Here is a 16,842-nt window from a genome sequence, read left to right on the forward strand (position 1 = left end):
GGGGCCGCGATGCTGAGGTATGCCGTGTTGGGGTGTGCCGTGCCGACGGCTCGTTGAACGGGCCGCGCTCGGCTCAGCGGTCCACGGAGTCCGTCGCCCTGCTGGTGGCCGATCCGCTGTGGTGTCCGGTGCGGTGGGCGGTCACCTTGACCGTGATCCGCTTTCCGCCCTGTGCCGGCTTCAGCGTCAGACTGGACCCGGTCGCCCCGGCGATCGCCCGCCCGTCGGCGTACCACTGATAGGCGTACGACGTCGGCTTGGGCGACCAGGTGCCGCGCTTCGCCTTCAGGGTGCGGCCGACGTCGGCCGTCCCCGTGATCCGCGGCGCCTTGTCGGCCTTCGGCGCACTGCCCGGTACGACCGTGCTCGGTGCACTGGTGGACGTACCGTCCTGGTGGCCGACCCGACGGGCGGTGACGCTGACCGTGAGCTGCTGGCCCACCAGCGACGACGGGACGGTGTAGGTGGCGGAGGTGGCGCCGGAGATGCTGCGCCCGTCCGCCTTCCACTGGTAGCGGTAGGACGCCGCCGCGGGCGTCCACCCGCCGGTGATCGCGCTGACCTTGGCCCCCGCGCGTACGGTCCCGCTGATCCTGGGCGCCTTGGTGTTCTTCAGGGGTGCGCCCGGTGTGACGGTGAACGTGCCCCGGCCGAACTCCCAGCCGTAGTGGGTGGTCACACTGGCGGTCCAGGCTCCCGGTGCGGCACCGTCGAGGTCGAGGGCCACGGTCAGCGAACGCCGGTCGGGTGAGACGGCGACCGGGGTGGACTCGATCGTCTTCCCCTTGCGCTGGATGCGGACCGTGTCCTTCTGGTGCAGTGCGGTGCCGGTGAGGGTGAGGACGGTGTCGGTGCCGCTGACCCCGGTGGCCGGGCTGATCGTGCCGACCGTGCGCGACTCGTTGCCGCACAGGCTGGAACGGCAGTCGAAGGCGGCGCGGTAGGTGGTCTGCGACTCGCGCTCGGGGAGCCCGATGACGAGGGTGGTGGGCAGGGGCGGGGCCGTGGTGGGCTCGTCGGTGGCGCACCGGTAGCGGCCGGTGCGGGTCGTGGTGCAGCCGTTTTCGAGTGCACTGCCGTAGAGCCGGGGCACCACGGTCCGGCCGCGCTCGGCGTCTCCCGTGGCGCTGGTGACCGTGGCGTTGAACTGGTCGCTGGTGCCGGTGGGCAGTGCCGCGCAGACGGCCGTGTTCTGCTCGGTCAGCGATCCGGTGAGGGCACCGAAGCCGTAGCTGACGTTGGGGACGCGGAGGCATTCGGGAGCCGGTCCGCTCGCGGTGCCGATCCGCAGGGCGTCGAAGCGGTAGCCCGGGGCGACCTCCCGGCCCTGGGGCACGGTGACGATGACCTGGTAGCTGGTGGAGCCGGTGACAGCGCAGGCCCGGGCGCGGTAGCCGCAGGTCGTGATCGCACCGTCCGCGCCGTGGGCGACGGTGTGGGCGGTCGCCTGCTCGTCACGGGCGTTCAGATAGAGCGTGTCCTTGGGGTCTTCGGTGGTCACCTGTCGGCACTGGAGGGTGCCCGCGGGGCCGGTCGCCCCCGTGGTGGACGGACCGCCCACTGCGGTCGCCGGGGTGGGGATGCAGCCCTTGGCGGTGGCGGTGACATCGCGGCGGGTGAGGGCGTACGCACCGTTGGCGTCCTCGGCCGAGAAGATCACGGTGTAGGCGGCGCCGGGAGCGAAACCGCAGGTGGTGTGCGCGTACTGGCCGGGCCGCAGGGCACAGACCTTCGTACCCGTGGGGTTGACGACCGTGACGACGGCGTTGCTCGTGCCCTGTGCCGTGTGCAGTTGGAGGTTCTCCATCGCACTGTGGTCGTCGGCCGGGATCGTCAGACAGTGCGAGAACACACCGCTGCCGGTGGTGAGCTGGGCGGCGGCCGTGGTGGCGCCGAAGTCACCGGCGGGTACGACGGTGCAGCCTTCGGCCGTGTCGGTGCGGTACAGGGCCATCGCATAGGTGCCGGTGGGCTGGAACGACTCGCCCGCCGTGATCAGCATCCGGTGCGGGGCCTTGCCGGTGAGTCCGCAGGTGCCCTCGTTCAGGGTGGACCAGTCGCACCGCTGGGTGCCGTCGGCGTCGAGGACGACCGCCTCGGGGTCCACCTTGACCGCACCGCGGTTGCCCACGGCTGCGAGTCGGGACCCGGCCGGCTGCGGCAGGATCAGACAGTCCGTCTCGCCCGCGGCCTCGAAGTCGCCGAGGTGGCCGCCGAGCACGGCGGGTCGACAGCCGTCGCTGGCGGTGCGGTCGTAGACGAGCGTGGCCTGGTCGGTGATCAGGGTGTAGTCGGCCGAGTCGGGCAGTTGGCACTGGCCCCACGGCTTGCAGACGGTCTTCCCGGTCCGGTCGTAGACCTTCACTCCAGACCGTACGCCCGCGTCCGAGACCTGGTGCATCTCGTAGCTGCCGGCGGTGGGAGAGGAGAAAATCTTGCAGCCGGTGGCGGTGGCCGCCGCGGGCGCGGAGTCATAGGCGTTCAGGGGGGCGTTCGCACAGCCCGAGGGGTCGGACAGCCTTCGGACGCTCAGCGCGTACGGGGCCGGGAAGCCGCCGTCGGACTGCTTGATGCGGGCGATCACCCGGTAGGGGCCGTCGCCGGGCAGCACGCATCCATCACTGCCGTCGGCGTTGGTACGGGGGCAGATGCGGGCGCCGGAGCGGTCGGTGATCCACTGATCGCCGGGGAAGTCGACCATCACCCGCTCGCCGGACCGGCCGCGGAACGGCTGGCACAGCAGTTCCAGTGCACTGTCCAGCGAGCCGCTGACGGCGGGGGTCGCCCAGGAGGTGTCCGTCTCACGACGGCAGCCGGTGGTGTCGCCGAGGGCGACGGCGGCGAGAGCGGTCCGGCTCTCGGCGGAGCCGTAGTTCACGACCTTCACGGTGAACACACCGGCGCGGGGCAGGGTGCACCAGCCGGCTCCGCCGACCGCGTCGTAGCAGTCGAGCTGGCGGGCGCCGTCGAAGGCGAGTGCGTGGGAGTTGCCGCGCTGGCGGTCGAGGAGGATCCGGTGGAGTCCGGGACGCTCGGCGGTGACGGTGTAACAGACGCTGTCGTCACCGGGGACCGTGGCCCGGCCGGCGGTGTGACCGGATTCACCGAAAGAGGACAGCGGGAGCGCCCTGCACGCGGTGATATCCGCGGGCGCCGGTTCCGCAACGGCCTCGGCGGGCGGGCGCGGATCCACCTTCGCGAGCCCCACGGACGCGGACGAGGCGGCGTTCTTGGAGTCATTGACCGTGCGGTCCGTCGACTCCTGCTGCGGAGCCGCCTTTCCCCGCTCGGGCACCCAATCGACCACTCCGGGCACCACCATGGACAACAGCACGGACAAGGTCAGCAGTGCTGCGACATACGACGCGGATTTCAGCAATCTCACAGCCGTAGAAGGGTGGTACGGCACAACGTCCCCCCGGACCGGCGAATGGCTTGGGCGCGCCGCGGCCAATCCGTAACAGGGGCCTGTGTGACGCGTGTGGTGAATCCTTGCGATGATCCCATAAATGTCTCTTGAGGGGTACACATAAAGCCAGCTGAGGCAGCCGACTTCCGGCCACCATGGCCGTGATTTGCCCTCGGAAGTCATGGCACGAATGGGGAATGCCGCCCGCCTCCCCAGCCCCGGCCCCCTCCTTCGTCTTCCGCAGCCCCCATGGCCCCCTCCGTACGGTCCTGGCCTGCGGAACTCTGCCGTCCAGTAGCCGTCCGATGGCACACTGACGCCCGGCCGTCCGAAGGAGCTCCACCGTGCCGATGATGCGCAAGCTGCGCCGAGCGATCAGCCGCACCTACCGCCGCGCCACCGTCGATCTCAGCCACCCGGCGCGCTCCCCCCTGGGCAGCACGGTCGTCAACTGCGTGGTGTACGAGGACGGTGTGCGCCAGCCCTGCGACGGCGACGCCCAGAAGGCACTGCGGCAGGTGCGGGGATCGGACGGCCGCGGCTTCGTCTGGTTCGGGCTGCACGAACCGACCGCGCTGGAGTTGGCCGTCTTCGCCGAGATGTTCGGACTCCATCCGCTGGCCGTGGAGGACGCGGCGCTGGCGCAGCAGCGGCCCGGGCTCCAGCGCTACGAGCCCGTGCGCGGCCAGACCCGGGGGGACACGCTCGTCGCGGTGTTCCGAACCTGCCGCTACCTCTCCGATCCGCAGTCGCCGTCGGGCGGGGAAGTGGTGGACACCGGAGATCTGATGGTCTTCATCGGCTCCGACTTCGTCCTCACCGTGCGGCACGGAGGACATGGCTCACTCGGCCCGCTCCGCGAGTCGCTGGAGGCCCGGCCCGAGCAGTTGGCCAAGGGACCGGCGGCCGTACTGCACGCCATCGCCGACCAGATCGTGGACGACTACCTCGCCGCCGCCGACGCCGTACAGCACGACATCGACGAGGTGGAGACCGCGGTCTTCAGCGAGCAGGCCGGTCGTCATGACGCGGGCCGCATCTACCAGCTCAAGCGGGAGCTCCTCGAACTCAAGCGGTCGGCCGGTCCGCTGGAGCGACCCATGCGGGCCCTGGCCACCACACCGCTCGCTCCGGCGGGCCCTGCGATGCAGCCGTACTTCCGGGACGTCGTCGACCACCTGGCCCGACTGGGCGAACAGCTCGCTTCCTTCGACGCGCTCCTCGACTCCATCCTCCAGGCCCACCTGGCACAGGTGACGGTCGCCCAGAACGAGGACATGCGCAAGATCACGGCATGGGCGGCGATAGTCGCCGTGCCGACGATGGTGTGCGGGATGTACGGGATGAACTTCGAGCACATGCCGGAACTGCGCTGGACCTACGGCTATCCCCTGGTGCTCACGGTGATGGTGACCGCCTGTGTGACCATCCACCGGAGCTTCCGCCGCAACGGCTGGCTCTGAGCCCCGATGCCCGGGCGCCCCCGTTCGGGTCGCCGCGTCCGGCATCGGCGGTCCGGATCAGGACATTCCGGTGCCGACCGCGGGGCGAACGGCGAAGGCCGAGGCGTCCTCCAGCCAGGCCGTGTCCACCAGCGGTCCGTCCAGGAGGACCCCTGCGACCCGCTGCGACCGGATGAGGTGGAGGGTGCTGGACCACAGTCCTCCGCCCGGCGCCGGATCGACCACCTCGGCGACCACGGGCCACTTGCGTGCCCGTGCGTAGAGCCGAAGGCCCGCCAGCCCGGACGGCTGACCGGTGGCGTACAGCACCACCCCGGCTCGACCTGCATCGGACGAGCCGTCAGGAATGCCGGCGGCGGAGTCCGCGAGGCGGGCGCAGCGCAGGCGTTGCAGCGGTGTTCGTCTCATACAGCGACGATGCCGCTACTCGGCGCGAAGGTGAAGTCCACAACCGGATGACTCTGTGAAATCTCCAGACCATGCGTCACACGGGACACAGGAGTGTCCTTCTGTCCGTCTCCGACCCCCTTCCGAGGCCCTCGCCCTTTCGACGTGGAGGGGGCACTCAATTCCATGCATGAGGATCTTGAAACCTCGGTCGGCGAACACCGTTTCACCATTCAACTCCGTTGTTGCCCCAGCCCTTTGGGACGCCCGTTGAGCATGAGGCATTTCCGTCCCCGCGGACAGGAGAACCCGTGGGGTGAATGGTGCGGGGATCGAGAGCCGACGTCCGATCAGGCCCTTTGGCCCTGGCGTCCGTTCCCGGGGCTTTCGACTACAGCAGGGTGACGAACAGTCCGAGGGTCATGACGGCGACCACACAGCCGTAGAGCGCGAGCGTCACCGAACGCGCTTCGTCGGAGGGGTCGGTACGGCCCGCGCTGGAGAACCGGAGCGCCGAGGTGCCCAGCAGGGCGAGTGCCGCTGCGGAGCAGACGGCGACCATGGGTACGGAGAGTGCGGCGATCAAGAGACTCATCACCCGGCGAACCTCTCACGGCCCGTCAGATTGCGCATTCCGGGCTACTCCAGCGGGGGCAGATGGGGCACGCGGTGATGCTGGGGGCCACCTCTGTGGCGCCAGTGCTGCTGGTGAAGCATGTGGGTGACGTGTCAGACAAACGTCTAATTCGGCTATCCGGGCGACACTCCGCGACACGGACCGCCCTGCCCCTACCGTACGAATGTGGCGGGATGGCAGCAGTTGAGCGCGTTGGGGATCGCGGCGATTGTGGGTTCGCAAGGGGTGGCCGTGGCCGCTGTTGCGACCGGGGCCGCGAGGGAGCCGGTACATGCGTCGGTGTCCGTGCCGGTGGCCCCACCGGACCACGGGGCAAACGGCGCAGACGACGGTCGAGTGGGTACACCCGATCGACCGACCGCCGACGCCACGACATCGGCACCGACACCGACACCGACACCGACAGACGCATCAGCTTCGGCACCGGCATCGGCATCGGCATCGGCATCGGCACCAGAAGAGGCCGAGCCGACGGCGGAGCAGCCCACCCCAGGGGAAACGAATCCTCCCGTCGACCCGGAGGGGGCGGCCCCGGAGGAATCGATCCCCCCGGTCGTCGAACAGAGCAAGCCCCAACAGCAGCCGGCAGCGGCAGCGGCAGCCGATGGTCAGCGGGACCCGAGCCCAACCGCTGATCGGCGCCCGGCCCTTGCTTCCCCTGGGGAAGAGATCGCGCCCACGGCGCCCGGGTCCGCCCGGAGCGGGCGCGCATCGGTGCCTCCGTCGACCCCACGGACGGGCGGCCACCTCGGTGAGCCCTCTGCATCTGCGCGGTTGCTCGATGTCTCGTCGACGGTGTGGTTGGCGCCCGGGTTGCCCTTCGAGGTCTCCACGCATGTCTCGGTCCCGGGTCTGGTCTGTGCTTCGACGTCCGTTTCGATCGCGGGCCCCCTTCCGCTGACGGTCGACGTCTCGGTGGCGGTGCACCTCTTCACCCACTGCCCTCCGCCCCCGCCGCCGCCCGAGCCGACCCCTTGTCCCACTCCCACACCGACACCCACTCCTACGCCCACCCCTACGCCGAGCCTCCCGCCCAAGCCGACACCCACCGGCCCGCGCCCTTCGCCCTCGCCTCCGACACCGCCGCCACCTGCGCCCACTCCCCCGCCGCCGCCCGCGCCGCCCGTGTCGGAGGCACCGCAGACGCCTCCGCCGCCCCCTGCCTCTGTGGCCCCTGCGCCCCCGGTCGAGCCGCCGCCGCCCTCCGTCGTCCCCGCTCACGCCCCTGCACCGCCCGCGCGACGACCGCTGCCGGCGCCCCCGCGTACCAGCCCGCCGCCGGTCGCACCGCCGCAGGCCGTCCCCGTGCGCCAGCACCGGCCGATCCCGGGGAAGCGGAAGTCCGACGGGCTGCCCCTGGTCGTCATCATGCTCACCACCACCACGCCCGCGGTCCTGGCCGCCGCGATCCTGCGGCCCCGGCGCGGTCGCTGACCGGACCCGACCGCCCTCGCGGCACACGGGCCACGGCACTGCCCGGAGCAACCCTGCCCACCGGGCCGAACAGAGCACTCAGCACCCCCGAACAGCACGGAGATCCCCATGTCCGAATGGCTGGTCCTGGCCCTCGCGATGGCCGCCGCCTGTGCCGTCGTACTCGCCGCAACCCTGCTCAGCCACCGCAGACGCGAGGCCCGGGCCCTCCCGGGCGACGACGACGACAGCGATGCGACCCCCGACGTCCTTGAGTACATGACGATGATGGTGGGCGTGGTGTACGCCATCGTCCTCGGGCTGGCCATCGCGGGCGTCTGGGAGGCACGGAGCACGGCCCAGGACGATGTGCGGCGCGAGGCGCAGGCGCTCTACGAGGTGACCCAGCGCGCCGAGGTCTTTCCCCCCGACATCCAGACGGAGCTACGGAAGGACATCGACCGGTACGTCTCGCACGTCGTCCACACGGAGTGGCCCCTGATGACCTCGGGCGACGAACTGCCCGACCGCGGGGCCCAGCTGCTCGACACCGTACGGAGCGATGTCGCCCAGCACGAGCCCTCGAACGAGCTGGAGGCCCAGGCGTACCAGCCCATGCTCGACCAGATCTCCATCGCCGACGACGCGCGCAACGCACGGGAGCAGAACGCGGGAGCGACGCTGCCGGGCGTGGTCTGGTTCGGTCTGATCATCGGCGCGCTGGTCACGGTGGGGCTGATCTTCACCATGCACATCGGGCGCTCCTTCCGGGAACTGCTGCTCGCCGGGCTGTTCAGCGCGCTGATCGCCTTCCTCCTCTTCTTGGTGTGGGACTTCGACGCACCGTTCGGGCGGTCGGGCTCGGACTCGGCCGATGCGTTCCGCCAGTTGTTCTCCGCCGCGAGATAGCGGCCGGCCGGGCAGGCCGGTGACTCGATGTGGGGTGTCCGTCGCTCGATGACGGGCACCCCACACGTCTGTCCGGCCCGCGGTAGGCGGCCGGAGATCTTTGAAGACCGAAAAACACCAGGTGAGAGGGGGTGTGATGGTGCTGGTGGCGTTGACTTGGGCAGGGGGGAATAGCGGGGAGGGGTGTCCCGTTGTACGATTTGATTCAAGATTCAACCACTTACTTCGAAGCCCTACCCGAGAGGTGAGCTCCATGCAGTTCGGCATCTTCACCGTCGGCGACGTCACCACCGACCCGACCAACGGGCGCACGCCGAGCGAGCACGAGCGGATCAAGGCGACGGTCGCCATCGCGCAGAAGGTCGAAGAGGTCGGACTCGACGTCTTCGCCACCGGCGAGCACCACAACCCGCCGTTCGTCCCCTCGTCCCCCACGACGTTGCTGGGACACATCGCGGCCCGCACCGAGAACCTGATCCTGTCCACCTCCACCACCCTCATCACCACCAACGACCCGGTGAAGATCGCTGAGGACTACGCCTACCTCCAGCACCTCGCCGACGGCCGCGTGGACCTGATGATGGGCCGGGGCAACACCGGGCCGGTCTATCCGTGGTTCGGTCAGGACATCCGACAGGGCATTCCGCTGGCGATCGAGAACTACGCCCTCGTCCACAAGTTGTGGCGACAGGACGTGGTGGACTGGGAGGGCAAGTTCCGTACGCCGCTCCAGTCCTTCACCTCGACGCCGCGCCCGCTCGACGGCGTACCGCCTTTCGTCTGGCACGGTTCGATCCGCTCCCCGGAGATCGCGGAACAGGCCGCCTACTACGGTGACGGCTTCTTCCACAACAACATCTTCTGGCCCATGAGCCACACCAAGAAGATGGTGGACCTCTATCGGAAGCGGTACGCGCACTACGGCCACGGCACGCCCGAACAAGCCATCGTCGGACTCGGCGGCCAGGTCTACATGCGCAAGAACTCGCAGGACGCCGTACGCGAGTTCCGCCCGTACTTCGACAACGCACCGGTCTACGGACACGGTCCCTCGCTGGAGGACTTCAGCGAGCAGACCCCGCTGACCGTCGGCTCCCCGCAGCAGGTCATCGAGCGCACGCTCGGCTTCCGCGATGCGGTGGGCGACTACCAGCGCCAGTTGTTCCTGATGGACCACGCGGGACTCCCGCTGAAGACGGTCCTGGAGCAGCTCGACATCCTCGGTGAGGAAGTCGTTCCGGTGCTGCGCAAGGAGTTCGCGAAGCTGCGGCCCGCCGGAGTTCCGGAGACCGCACCGCTGCACCCCGCCGTCACTACTGCCCGCAAGGAGGCCCAACAGTGAACCCGCAACAGACGCTGAAGCTGGTGGCCGTGTCCGCCGGGCTGAGCGTGCCCTCGTCGACCCGGCTGTTGGCCGACCGCCTCTCCGAGTCGGTGCGCCAGGGCCTGGCGGGACAGGGCGTCGACGTGGAGGTGCGCGTCATCGAACTCCGCGAGCTGGCCGTCCCCATCGCCAACCACCTGGTGACCGGGTTCCCGCCGCCCGCGCTCGACGAGGCCATCGAAGCCGTCACCGAAGCCGATGGAGTGATCGCGGTGACCCCGGTGTTCACGGCCTCGTACAGCGGACTGTTCAAGTCGTTCTTCGACCTGATCGATCCGGACGCCCTCACCGGGAAGCCGGTGCTCATCGGGGCGACCGGCGGCACGGCCCGACACTCACTGGTGCTGGAGCACGCGCTGCGTCCGCTGTTCGCCTATCTGCGGGCGATCGTCGCACCGACGGCCGTGTACGCGGCCTCGGAGGACTGGGGCGGCACAGGGGATGCGCTCACTGACACCCTGCCGGTGCGCATCGACCGGGCCGGCGAGCAGTTCGCCCGGCTGATGGCGAGCACTCCGCGACGGGAGCCGGTGGACACCTCACCACTGGCGGCGCTCCCCATCGCCTGAGAAGAGCGCGGCACCAGTGGCGCAGACAGTCACACGGCCCGGGTCGATACGACCCGGGCCGTGTTTCCGTCCCCAACCCCCTGAACGGCAGGGAGTACGGCTGCGCCCCAGGTCACGGGCGTGCTAGGCGGCAGCGGCAGCCGGTCGCGCCCCATCCCATATGCGGGATGTCAGTGGTGCCTCCTATGGTTTCGTCATGACCCCTGCACTGATCGGGCGCGACCACCCCGCGGGCGTCCTCAAGGCCGAGATCGACCGGGCCACACAGAGCCACGGCGGCCTTGTGCTGGTCACCGGCGAAGCCGGCATCGGAAAGACCTCGCTGGTCACGGAGGCTGCCGACGAGGCACGTCGACGCGGGGCACTGGTGCTCGGCGGCTCCTGCTGGGATTCGGACAGTGCTCCGGGGTACTGGCCCTGGGTCCAGGTGGTGCGAGGACTGCGGCGCAGCCTCGGAGACGAATGGCCGCAGATCGAGAAGGCCGCCGGCAGACAACTCTCGGCGCTGCTCGGTGAACAGCACGGCGATGCGCGCGAGCGGGACGAGAGCTTCGCCCTCTACGACGCGGTGACGACCGCCCTCGTCACCTCCTCCCACCAGCGGCCGGTGATGGTGGTGCTCGACGATCTGCACTGGGCGGACACCGCCTCGCTCAAACTGCTCGAATTCGCCGCACAGCACGCCTGGTTCGAGCGGTTGCTCCTGGTGGGGACCTATCGGGACGTCGAGGTGGAAGCCGCCGACCACCCCTTGCAAGGGCTGATCCTGCCGCTGACGGCCCGCGCCGCGGCGACGGTGACGCTCACCGGACTCGCCCGGGACGACGTAGGGGCGCTGATCGCCCTGACCACCGGCGTCGAACCGGAAGCCCCCCTGGTCGACGAGGTCTTTCGACGCACCGGGGGCAATCCCTTCTTCGTGGAGCAGACGGCCCGGATCTGGCGCAGCGGCAGTCCGGTCACCACCGTCGCCCCGGGTGTCCGCGAGGCGGTGCGGCGTCGGCTGGCGCTCCTGCCGGAACCGGTGATCTCCCTGCTGGAGACCGCCGCCGTGCTGGGGCGGGAGATCCACCGCCAGGTGCTCGCGGCGGCCGTCTCCACCCCGGTGCCGCAGGTCGATCGACTGCTGGAGCGGGCGGTCACCGCCCGACTGGTGACGGTCAGGCCCGGTGGACTGTTCTCCTTCGCCCATGACCTCGTGCGCGAGACGCTGTACGACGAGTTGAGCGAGGCGCAGCGGCGGGCCCGACACTCCTCGGTCGTCCAGGCACTGGAGGCGACACCCACCCTCGGCGAGAAGGTGGTGCCGGCCGATCTGGCACGTCACGCCTATCTGGCGGGTGAGGAGTTGGATCGGACGAAGCGGGTCGAGCTGTTGCTGTTCGCCGCGCGGGACGCATCGAGCAGGCTCGCGGGCGAGGAGGCCGTCGGACACTATCGACGGGCGATCGAAGCCGCGGGGGACGACACCCGTAGGGCGGTGCTGCTCCATCTCGACCTGGGCGGCGAACTGGTCCACCAGAGCGAGGACGCGGCCGGTCTGCACTCCTTCGAGCAGGCAGTCGAGTTGGCCCGGTCACTGCGCGATCCGGAGCTGTTGGCGCGGGTCGCCATCACCATCCACCAGAACGACCACTTCGCGCCGGGGCGGGCGCACCACACGCAATTGCTGCGGGACGCACACCGTGCGCTCATCGGCAGCGGCGACGAACCGACGCTCTCCCCCGAACTGCTGGCGCAGGAGCTGGCCGTGCGGGCGACCGCATTGGCGCGCAACGGGGACGACGACGAGGCGCTCGCCTTCTCGCTATGGGCCCGGCATGACGCGATCTGGGGTCTCGGCACCGCCGAGCAGCGGTTGGCGCTCACCGCCGAGATGATCGACGTCGGCCATCGCACCCGTAACCGGGAGATGGAGATGCACGCCCACTCCATGCGCTGGGTGACATTGCTGGAGCTGGCCGACCCGCGCTACTTCGATCAGCTGCGCGCCTTCAGCACCCTCGCGGAGCGGGCCGAGCTGGTGCGCTTCGAGATGGCTCGGATGCTGGACAACGCCCTGGTCGCGGGCTTGCGGGGGCGGTTCGCACAGGCGCGTGAGCTCATGGACGAAGTGGCCGAGATGCGCCATGGGAAGTCGCAGTTCAGTTTTGTCTTCGCCCATATGCAGTGGGCGGTGGAGCTGCTCCAGGGGCGGTTCGCCGCCGCACAGTCGGTGTTGGACGGGTTGGACGGCATCGGACACCCCTATCCGGAACTGCTGGTGGGAGTGACGGCCGCCGAACGGGGTGACACCGCCCTCGCCGTGCGGATGGCGGACGCCCTGCCCGAGCCGCCGCCGCGGATCTTCACCCCGTTGTGGATGCGGCTGCGGGCGCAGGCCGCGGTGCTCTCGCAGGACCACGATCGGATCGGGGAGGCGAGGGCCGCCTTCGCGCCGTACACCGGTCAGTGGGTGGTCTCGTTGTACGGATGCGATCTGGGCGGCCCGGTGGATCTCTGGCTGGGTCTGCTGGATGCGGCGGCGGGGCGCCGCGAGGCGGCGGTGGCGGAGCTCACGGCGGCCCATGAGTCGGCGGTCCGGATGCGGGCCCGCCCCTGGTCGGTGCGCTCCCGGGCTGCGCTGCTGCGGTTCCTGGGCGACGCAGCACCGAAGGATCTGGTCGAGCAGACGCAGCGGGAAGCGGGGGAGTTGGGGTTGATGCATCTGCTGACGGCCCCGGGCGCAGATGCTCCCGAAGAGGGGACGGGCCCGGCGGGCATGGCCGGTACGGACGGCACCGACAGCGTGATCAACACCGCGCCACCGAAAGTGAAGTCCCCTGCTCCGGTCGGGGAGAACACGACGACCGCAGGGGAGTTCCGCAAGCAGGGCGCCGTCTGGTCGCTGCGGTTCGCAGGCCGTACGGCACATATGCCGGACGCGAAGGGGCTCAGGGATCTTCATAAGCTGCTGTCCCGTCCGGGCGAGGAGTTGTCCGCGGTGGTGTTGCTGGACCCGGAGGGTGGGGCCCCGGTCGTCACGGCGCACCGCTTCGGTGCGGATCCGGTGCTCGACGAGGAGGCGAAGACCCGCTACCGCCTTCGGCTGGAGCGACTGGACGACGAAATAGACCGCGCGGCCGAGTTGGGCGACACCCGCAGGGCGGCCGAGTTCGACCGCGAGCGGGCGGCCCTGCTGGACGAGTTGCGCACGGCCGCCGGTCTGGGCGGGCGCACCCGGCGACTGGGGGATGCGGCGGAGCGCGCCCGCAAGACGGTGACCGCGCGCATCCGGGACACCCTGCGCAAGTTGCAGCCGCTCCATCCCGAACTGGCCGCGCATCTACGGGATGCGGTGACGACGGGCGCCCACTGCGCGTACCGGCCCGCGAAGCCGGTGCGGTGGCGGCTCTGAGCGGGTCGAGGAGCCGCCCGTTGCGGTGTGGGTCGGCAGCGGCGGGTCCCGTTGTGCGCTTGCTGGTGTGCGCTCGCTGGTGTGGGGTGCTCGGTGTTAGCGCCCGATCCGCTCCACGCTGATCTCGAACTGGTCCACTGCACCCTCCCACTCGGCCACGACCCTGTTGTCCTCCCCATGGGAATCCCGTATGTGGTCGTAGAAGAACCGCAGATCGTGCGATGAGGAATCGCAGAAGGCGCGCAGATGGGCCCGGAGCCCGGCGTGTTCCACGGCTGCGATCGCTGCCTCGGTCTCCGCGTCCCTCGGCTTGCAGGGCACGAGGCTGTGGGGGCCGTCGCCGATCCCGGTCGCGACCCGCAGGGCGTCGAGGAGCGTGCCGTTCGAATTGATCCTGGCCTTCGCCAGACACCAGACGCCCGCGGGCAGCTCCGGTGAGGTGAGGTCGACCCCGTGGCGGGCCGTCAGTCGGGCCAGATCGGCACCGAGGACATACGGCAGGTCATCGACAGCGGCCCGATCGGCAGCGACGAGGTCCCTCAGAAAGGCAGCTGGGAAGTCCGCCTCACTGGGGTCGATCTCGAACAGGGAGCGGCTCGCGTCGAACCGGAGCTCTGGGTAACCCACCTCGTCGAGCAGCATCAGATTTTCGTTGGTGATGGTCTCCCGTCCGGTGAGAACCGCCTCCGCCAGCCTGCGGGGTCCCGGTACACCTCGGTCTCGTGGAGCCAGTTGCCGCTGTAGTAGACGGCGTAGTCGGCATCCGGCGGGAAGTCCGACAGGGGCCGGTCCAACAGGACCCCGAATGCCTGGGTGAGCGAAGACTCCCAGTCGTCGCCGGATGAGGAGGGGTTTGACGTCACGTTCCGGCTCCCATGCATGGGGCCGTATCCACGATGAACGGTGTCCACGGCCCGAAGAACAACATCGCGGCCACTCTAAGGACACCCACTGACAACGCCCGACCTTCGGAGCACCCACGGGCAGTCCCCCATCCGATCACAAGGTCGTCTGCCGGGCTGGTCAGTTGGGGTGTCAGTGGGGCCTGATGAAATGTAGAGCGGTGGGCACACCGGCCGCCCTGCACACGGATTGCCGACTGACTGCCGTGCACGCCAGCGGATGCGGGCACTCCGTCACGGGCCCTTCGTACCGCACGGCGCAGCCGTCGGTTCCTACGTACAACAGGCTCGGGCGCAGGGTGGTGTGGCGCCGGATCAAAGAGGAGGGGACCCGTGTCCCTGCATGACATCGAGGACCTGGTCGCGGACTCGGTCCGCCTCCTGGACGTCCACACCGAGCCGGGCGACCCACGCGTCCGGGACTGGTTCGCGGTGCTGTACGACTTCCAGAACGGCTACGACTGCTCGTTCACCCACTTCCGTGTGATGGACGCACTCCTGCGCCGCGGATACACGTACCGGTTCCCGATCGATCGGCACCCCGACTACGGAGAGCGGGCCGCATACTTGGACGCGCTGAGCGAGTTCACCGGTCTGCGCACGTTCGACGAGGACGCCCCCGACTTCGAGGGCTACGACTCCTGGCTCGAAGACGGTTATGTCGAACCCCCCTTCCTCTACTGCGACGCCGGCACCGAACTCTGGCGGCGCATGGTCGCCGCCGGCGAGCTCCGCGGCCCTGACGCCACCCCACCACGCCGCATCCCGTTGATCGAAGCGGTCCGTGAGGTGGCCGTGGCCGCCGAGAAGGAACAGGACCACGAACTCATCGGCCTGTGGTACGCATTCGGCTGCGAAACCCTCCTCGGCGGCCTCGCCGGCTGCCTCTTCGACGTCACCGAACTCGCCGAGATGCCTGCCGTGCTGGAACTGCGGGCCGCGGTCCGCCGCACCGACGCCCTACCCATCGCCCGACGCTCGCCCTATGCGGTTCCCGTGGAGTTCGCCGAGCACCATGAACTCGAATCCTGGTGGTGGAGGCTCTAGTGCTGTGACCGGGACTGGTGCTCGTCGTGCGGCGCGGCAGGCGGCGCCGGACGGGCACGGCATGTCCCGGCCAGGCCCCGGGCCTCAGACGGACACCACGTCCGCCACCACGCAGGCGATGTTGTCGGGGCCGCCCGCCCGGTGGGCCAGAGCGATCAGTTCCGTCACCGCGGCCTCCGGCTCATCGACCGAGGCCAGCACCCGCTGCACGTCCCGTTCGGACACCACCGCGAACAGACCGTCCGAGCAGAGCAAATAACGGTCCCTGGCAAGTGCCTCGTGCAGTCGCAGATCGGCGCGGGCGGATTCCTCCCGGCCGTCCAGGGCCCGCAGCAGCAGTGCGCGCTGGGGGTGCGAGTCGGCTTCCTCCGGGGTGAGCGTGCCCTCGTCCACCATGCGTTGGACGACGGTGTGATCGTGGGTGATGTGGAAGACCTCGCCCCCTCGCAGCAGCTGGGCCCGGGTGTCGCCGATGTGGACGAGTGCCAGCCGGGAGCCGGTCCACACCATCGCGGTGAGGGTGGTGCCGGAGTCGGCGGACTCGTCGAGCGCGGTGTTGGCGCGAAGGACGGCGTCCTCCAGGGCGTTGAGGAGATCACCGGCCCGGGTGGAGGGCTGCTCGGCCGGTGTGGTGGCTTCCCACTCCCTCAGCGCGTCGATGGCGATCAGGCTGGCGGCGCCCTGGCCACCGTAACCGTCGGCGACGGCGAACAGCCGCGAGGTGGCGTACGCGGCGTCCTGATTGGTCTCGCGCACCAGACCGCGGTCGGTCTTGGCGGCGTAGCGAATGGCGAGTTGCGTCATGGCGGGTTCCTCCCGAGAGAGCTGGGTCAGCTGGTCGGCGAGGAAGAAGGCCAGGTCACGGCGGGTGGCGGTATCGGCCTCCACCCGTGCCCAGTACGCCCGTACGGCCTGGGCCGCGGCGGCCGGATCAAAGTCGCCGAGGTCGCAGACGATTTGGACGTCCGCCAGTGGCATCCCGATCCTGCGCAGCCAGGCCACTAGCCGGGCGCGCTCCACCTGGCTCTCGTCGTAGTACCGGTAGCCCGAGTACGCATCGACGCTCGCCGGTGGCAGCAGTCCCAGTTCGTCATAGTGGCGCAGTGCTTTGGCGGAGAGCCGGGAGGCTCGGGCGAACGCTCCGATCGTGAGCCGGACCATGCGGTTCCTTCCTCGCACCGGGTGGTGGTCCACCCGGTGTTCCGATGCTGTGGCTTCCCCCGGGAGGAAGGTCAACGGCCGACGGCGACCGCCCCGCAGCGGAACGGCCCACGGCGGTCGACCGGCAGCGGAACGGCCCACGGCAACCGTCACACGACGGGCTG

Annotated in this window: 13 protein-coding genes; 7 read left to right on the plus strand and 6 right to left on the minus strand. The window is 69.9% G+C overall.

What is annotated here, in order from left to right; all coding sequences use genetic code 11:
- Positions 1-73: 73 nt before the first annotated feature.
- Positions 74-3,385, minus strand: a complete 3,312-nt coding sequence (locus ABZ348_RS15770) for a hypothetical protein (RefSeq protein WP_358933268.1) — start codon at positions 3,383-3,385, stop codon at positions 74-76.
- Between the two features lie 374 nt (positions 3,386-3,759).
- Here ABZ348_RS15770 and ABZ348_RS15775 point away from each other — a divergent pair, with 374 nt between their 5' ends.
- Positions 3,760-4,872 (plus strand): magnesium and cobalt transport protein CorA, encoded by a 1,113-nt coding sequence (locus tag ABZ348_RS15775; RefSeq protein WP_358933347.1) that lies wholly within the window; start codon positions 3,760-3,762, stop codon positions 4,870-4,872.
- 57 nt (positions 4,873-4,929) lie between these two features.
- On the opposite strand, the gene ABZ348_RS15780 is transcribed toward ABZ348_RS15775, so the two are convergent.
- On the minus strand, positions 4,930-5,280 hold the full coding sequence (locus ABZ348_RS15780) for a hypothetical protein (RefSeq protein ID WP_358933269.1): 351 nt from the start codon (positions 5,278-5,280) through the stop codon (positions 4,930-4,932).
- A gap of 370 nt (positions 5,281-5,650) precedes the next feature.
- Positions 5,651-5,854 carry a hypothetical protein gene (locus tag ABZ348_RS15785; protein ID WP_358933271.1) on the minus strand — a complete coding sequence of 68 codons (204 nt, stop codon included), beginning with the start codon at positions 5,852-5,854 and terminating at the stop codon, positions 5,651-5,653.
- 1,347 nt (positions 5,855-7,201) lie between these two features.
- On the opposite strand from ABZ348_RS15785, the gene ABZ348_RS15790 reads away from it, so the two are divergent.
- The 5 genes from ABZ348_RS15790 to ABZ348_RS15810 all read left to right on the plus strand — a co-directional run bounded on the left by ABZ348_RS15790 (position 7,202) and on the right by ABZ348_RS15810 (position 13,568).
- Complete coding sequence (locus ABZ348_RS15790) at positions 7,202-7,330, plus strand: hypothetical protein (RefSeq protein WP_358933273.1); 129 nt, start codon at positions 7,202-7,204, stop codon at positions 7,328-7,330.
- A 108-nt stretch (positions 7,331-7,438) separates the two neighbouring features.
- A complete protein-coding gene (locus tag ABZ348_RS15795) occupies positions 7,439-8,218 on the plus strand; it encodes a hypothetical protein (RefSeq protein ID WP_358933275.1) in 780 nt (259 codons plus the stop codon).
- A 253-nt stretch (positions 8,219-8,471) separates the two neighbouring features.
- The gene (locus ABZ348_RS15800) at positions 8,472-9,560 is read left to right on the plus strand and encodes an LLM class flavin-dependent oxidoreductase (RefSeq protein ID WP_358933277.1); all 1,089 of its coding nucleotides are present in this window, start codon (positions 8,472-8,474) and stop codon (positions 9,558-9,560) included.
- The gene (locus ABZ348_RS15805; RefSeq protein WP_358933279.1) at positions 9,557-10,171 is read left to right on the plus strand and encodes an FMN reductase; all 615 of its coding nucleotides are present in this window, start codon (positions 9,557-9,559) and stop codon (positions 10,169-10,171) included. The genes ABZ348_RS15800 and ABZ348_RS15805 overlap by 4 nt, the downstream gene beginning before the upstream one ends.
- A gap of 196 nt (positions 10,172-10,367) precedes the next feature.
- The gene (locus tag ABZ348_RS15810) at positions 10,368-13,568 is read left to right on the plus strand and encodes an AAA family ATPase (protein ID WP_358933281.1); all 3,201 of its coding nucleotides are present in this window, start codon (positions 10,368-10,370) and stop codon (positions 13,566-13,568) included.
- 96 nt (positions 13,569-13,664) lie between these two features.
- Here ABZ348_RS15810 and ABZ348_RS15815 read toward each other — a convergent pair whose 3' ends face one another.
- Both ABZ348_RS15815 and ABZ348_RS15820 read right to left on the minus strand, forming a co-directional pair.
- Positions 13,665-14,210 (minus strand): hypothetical protein, encoded by a 546-nt coding sequence (locus ABZ348_RS15815; RefSeq protein ID WP_358933283.1) that lies wholly within the window; start codon positions 14,208-14,210, stop codon positions 13,665-13,667.
- Positions 14,210-14,431 (minus strand): hypothetical protein, encoded by a 222-nt coding sequence (locus ABZ348_RS15820; RefSeq protein WP_358933285.1) that lies wholly within the window; start codon positions 14,429-14,431, stop codon positions 14,210-14,212. The genes ABZ348_RS15815 and ABZ348_RS15820 overlap by 1 nt, the downstream gene beginning before the upstream one ends.
- 372 nt (positions 14,432-14,803) lie before the next feature.
- Between ABZ348_RS15820 and ABZ348_RS15825 the strand changes: the two genes are divergently transcribed.
- The gene (locus ABZ348_RS15825; protein WP_358933287.1) at positions 14,804-15,517 is read left to right on the plus strand and encodes a hypothetical protein; all 714 of its coding nucleotides are present in this window, start codon (positions 14,804-14,806) and stop codon (positions 15,515-15,517) included.
- Positions 15,518-15,601: 84 nt separating this feature from the next.
- On the opposite strand, the gene ABZ348_RS15830 is transcribed toward ABZ348_RS15825, so the two are convergent.
- On the minus strand, positions 15,602-16,678 hold the full coding sequence (locus ABZ348_RS15830; RefSeq protein WP_358933289.1) for a MerR family transcriptional regulator: 1,077 nt from the start codon (positions 16,676-16,678) through the stop codon (positions 15,602-15,604).
- Positions 16,679-16,842: the final 164 nt, after the last annotated feature.

Origin of the sequence: Streptomyces sp. NPDC005963 (genome assembly GCF_040638655.1) — a bacterium.
Classification (GTDB): domain Bacteria; phylum Actinomycetota; class Actinomycetes; order Streptomycetales; family Streptomycetaceae; genus Streptomyces.

Bases quoted from the DNA above. Each gene is read 5' to 3' on its own strand.
- ABZ348_RS15775 (WP_358933347.1), top strand. From the start codon at position 3,760: ATGATGCGCAAGCTGCGCCGAGCGATCAGCCGCACCTACCGCCGCGCC.
- ABZ348_RS15780 (WP_358933269.1), bottom strand. From the start codon at position 5,280: ATGAGACGAACACCGCTGCAACGCCTGCGCTGCGCCCGCCTCGCGGAC.
- ABZ348_RS15785 (WP_358933271.1), bottom strand. From the start codon at position 5,854: ATGAGTCTCTTGATCGCCGCACTCTCCGTACCCATGGTCGCCGTCTGC.
- ABZ348_RS15795 (WP_358933275.1), top strand. From the start codon at position 7,439: ATGTCCGAATGGCTGGTCCTGGCCCTCGCGATGGCCGCCGCCTGTGCC.
- ABZ348_RS15800 (WP_358933277.1), top strand. From the start codon at position 8,472: ATGCAGTTCGGCATCTTCACCGTCGGCGACGTCACCACCGACCCGACC.
- ABZ348_RS15810 (WP_358933281.1), top strand. From the start codon at position 10,368: ATGACCCCTGCACTGATCGGGCGCGACCACCCCGCGGGCGTCCTCAAG.
- ABZ348_RS15815 (WP_358933283.1), bottom strand. From the start codon at position 14,210: ATGCTGCTCGACGAGGTGGGTTACCCAGAGCTCCGGTTCGACGCGAGC.
- ABZ348_RS15830 (WP_358933289.1), bottom strand. From the start codon at position 16,678: ATGGTCCGGCTCACGATCGGAGCGTTCGCCCGAGCCTCCCGGCTCTCC.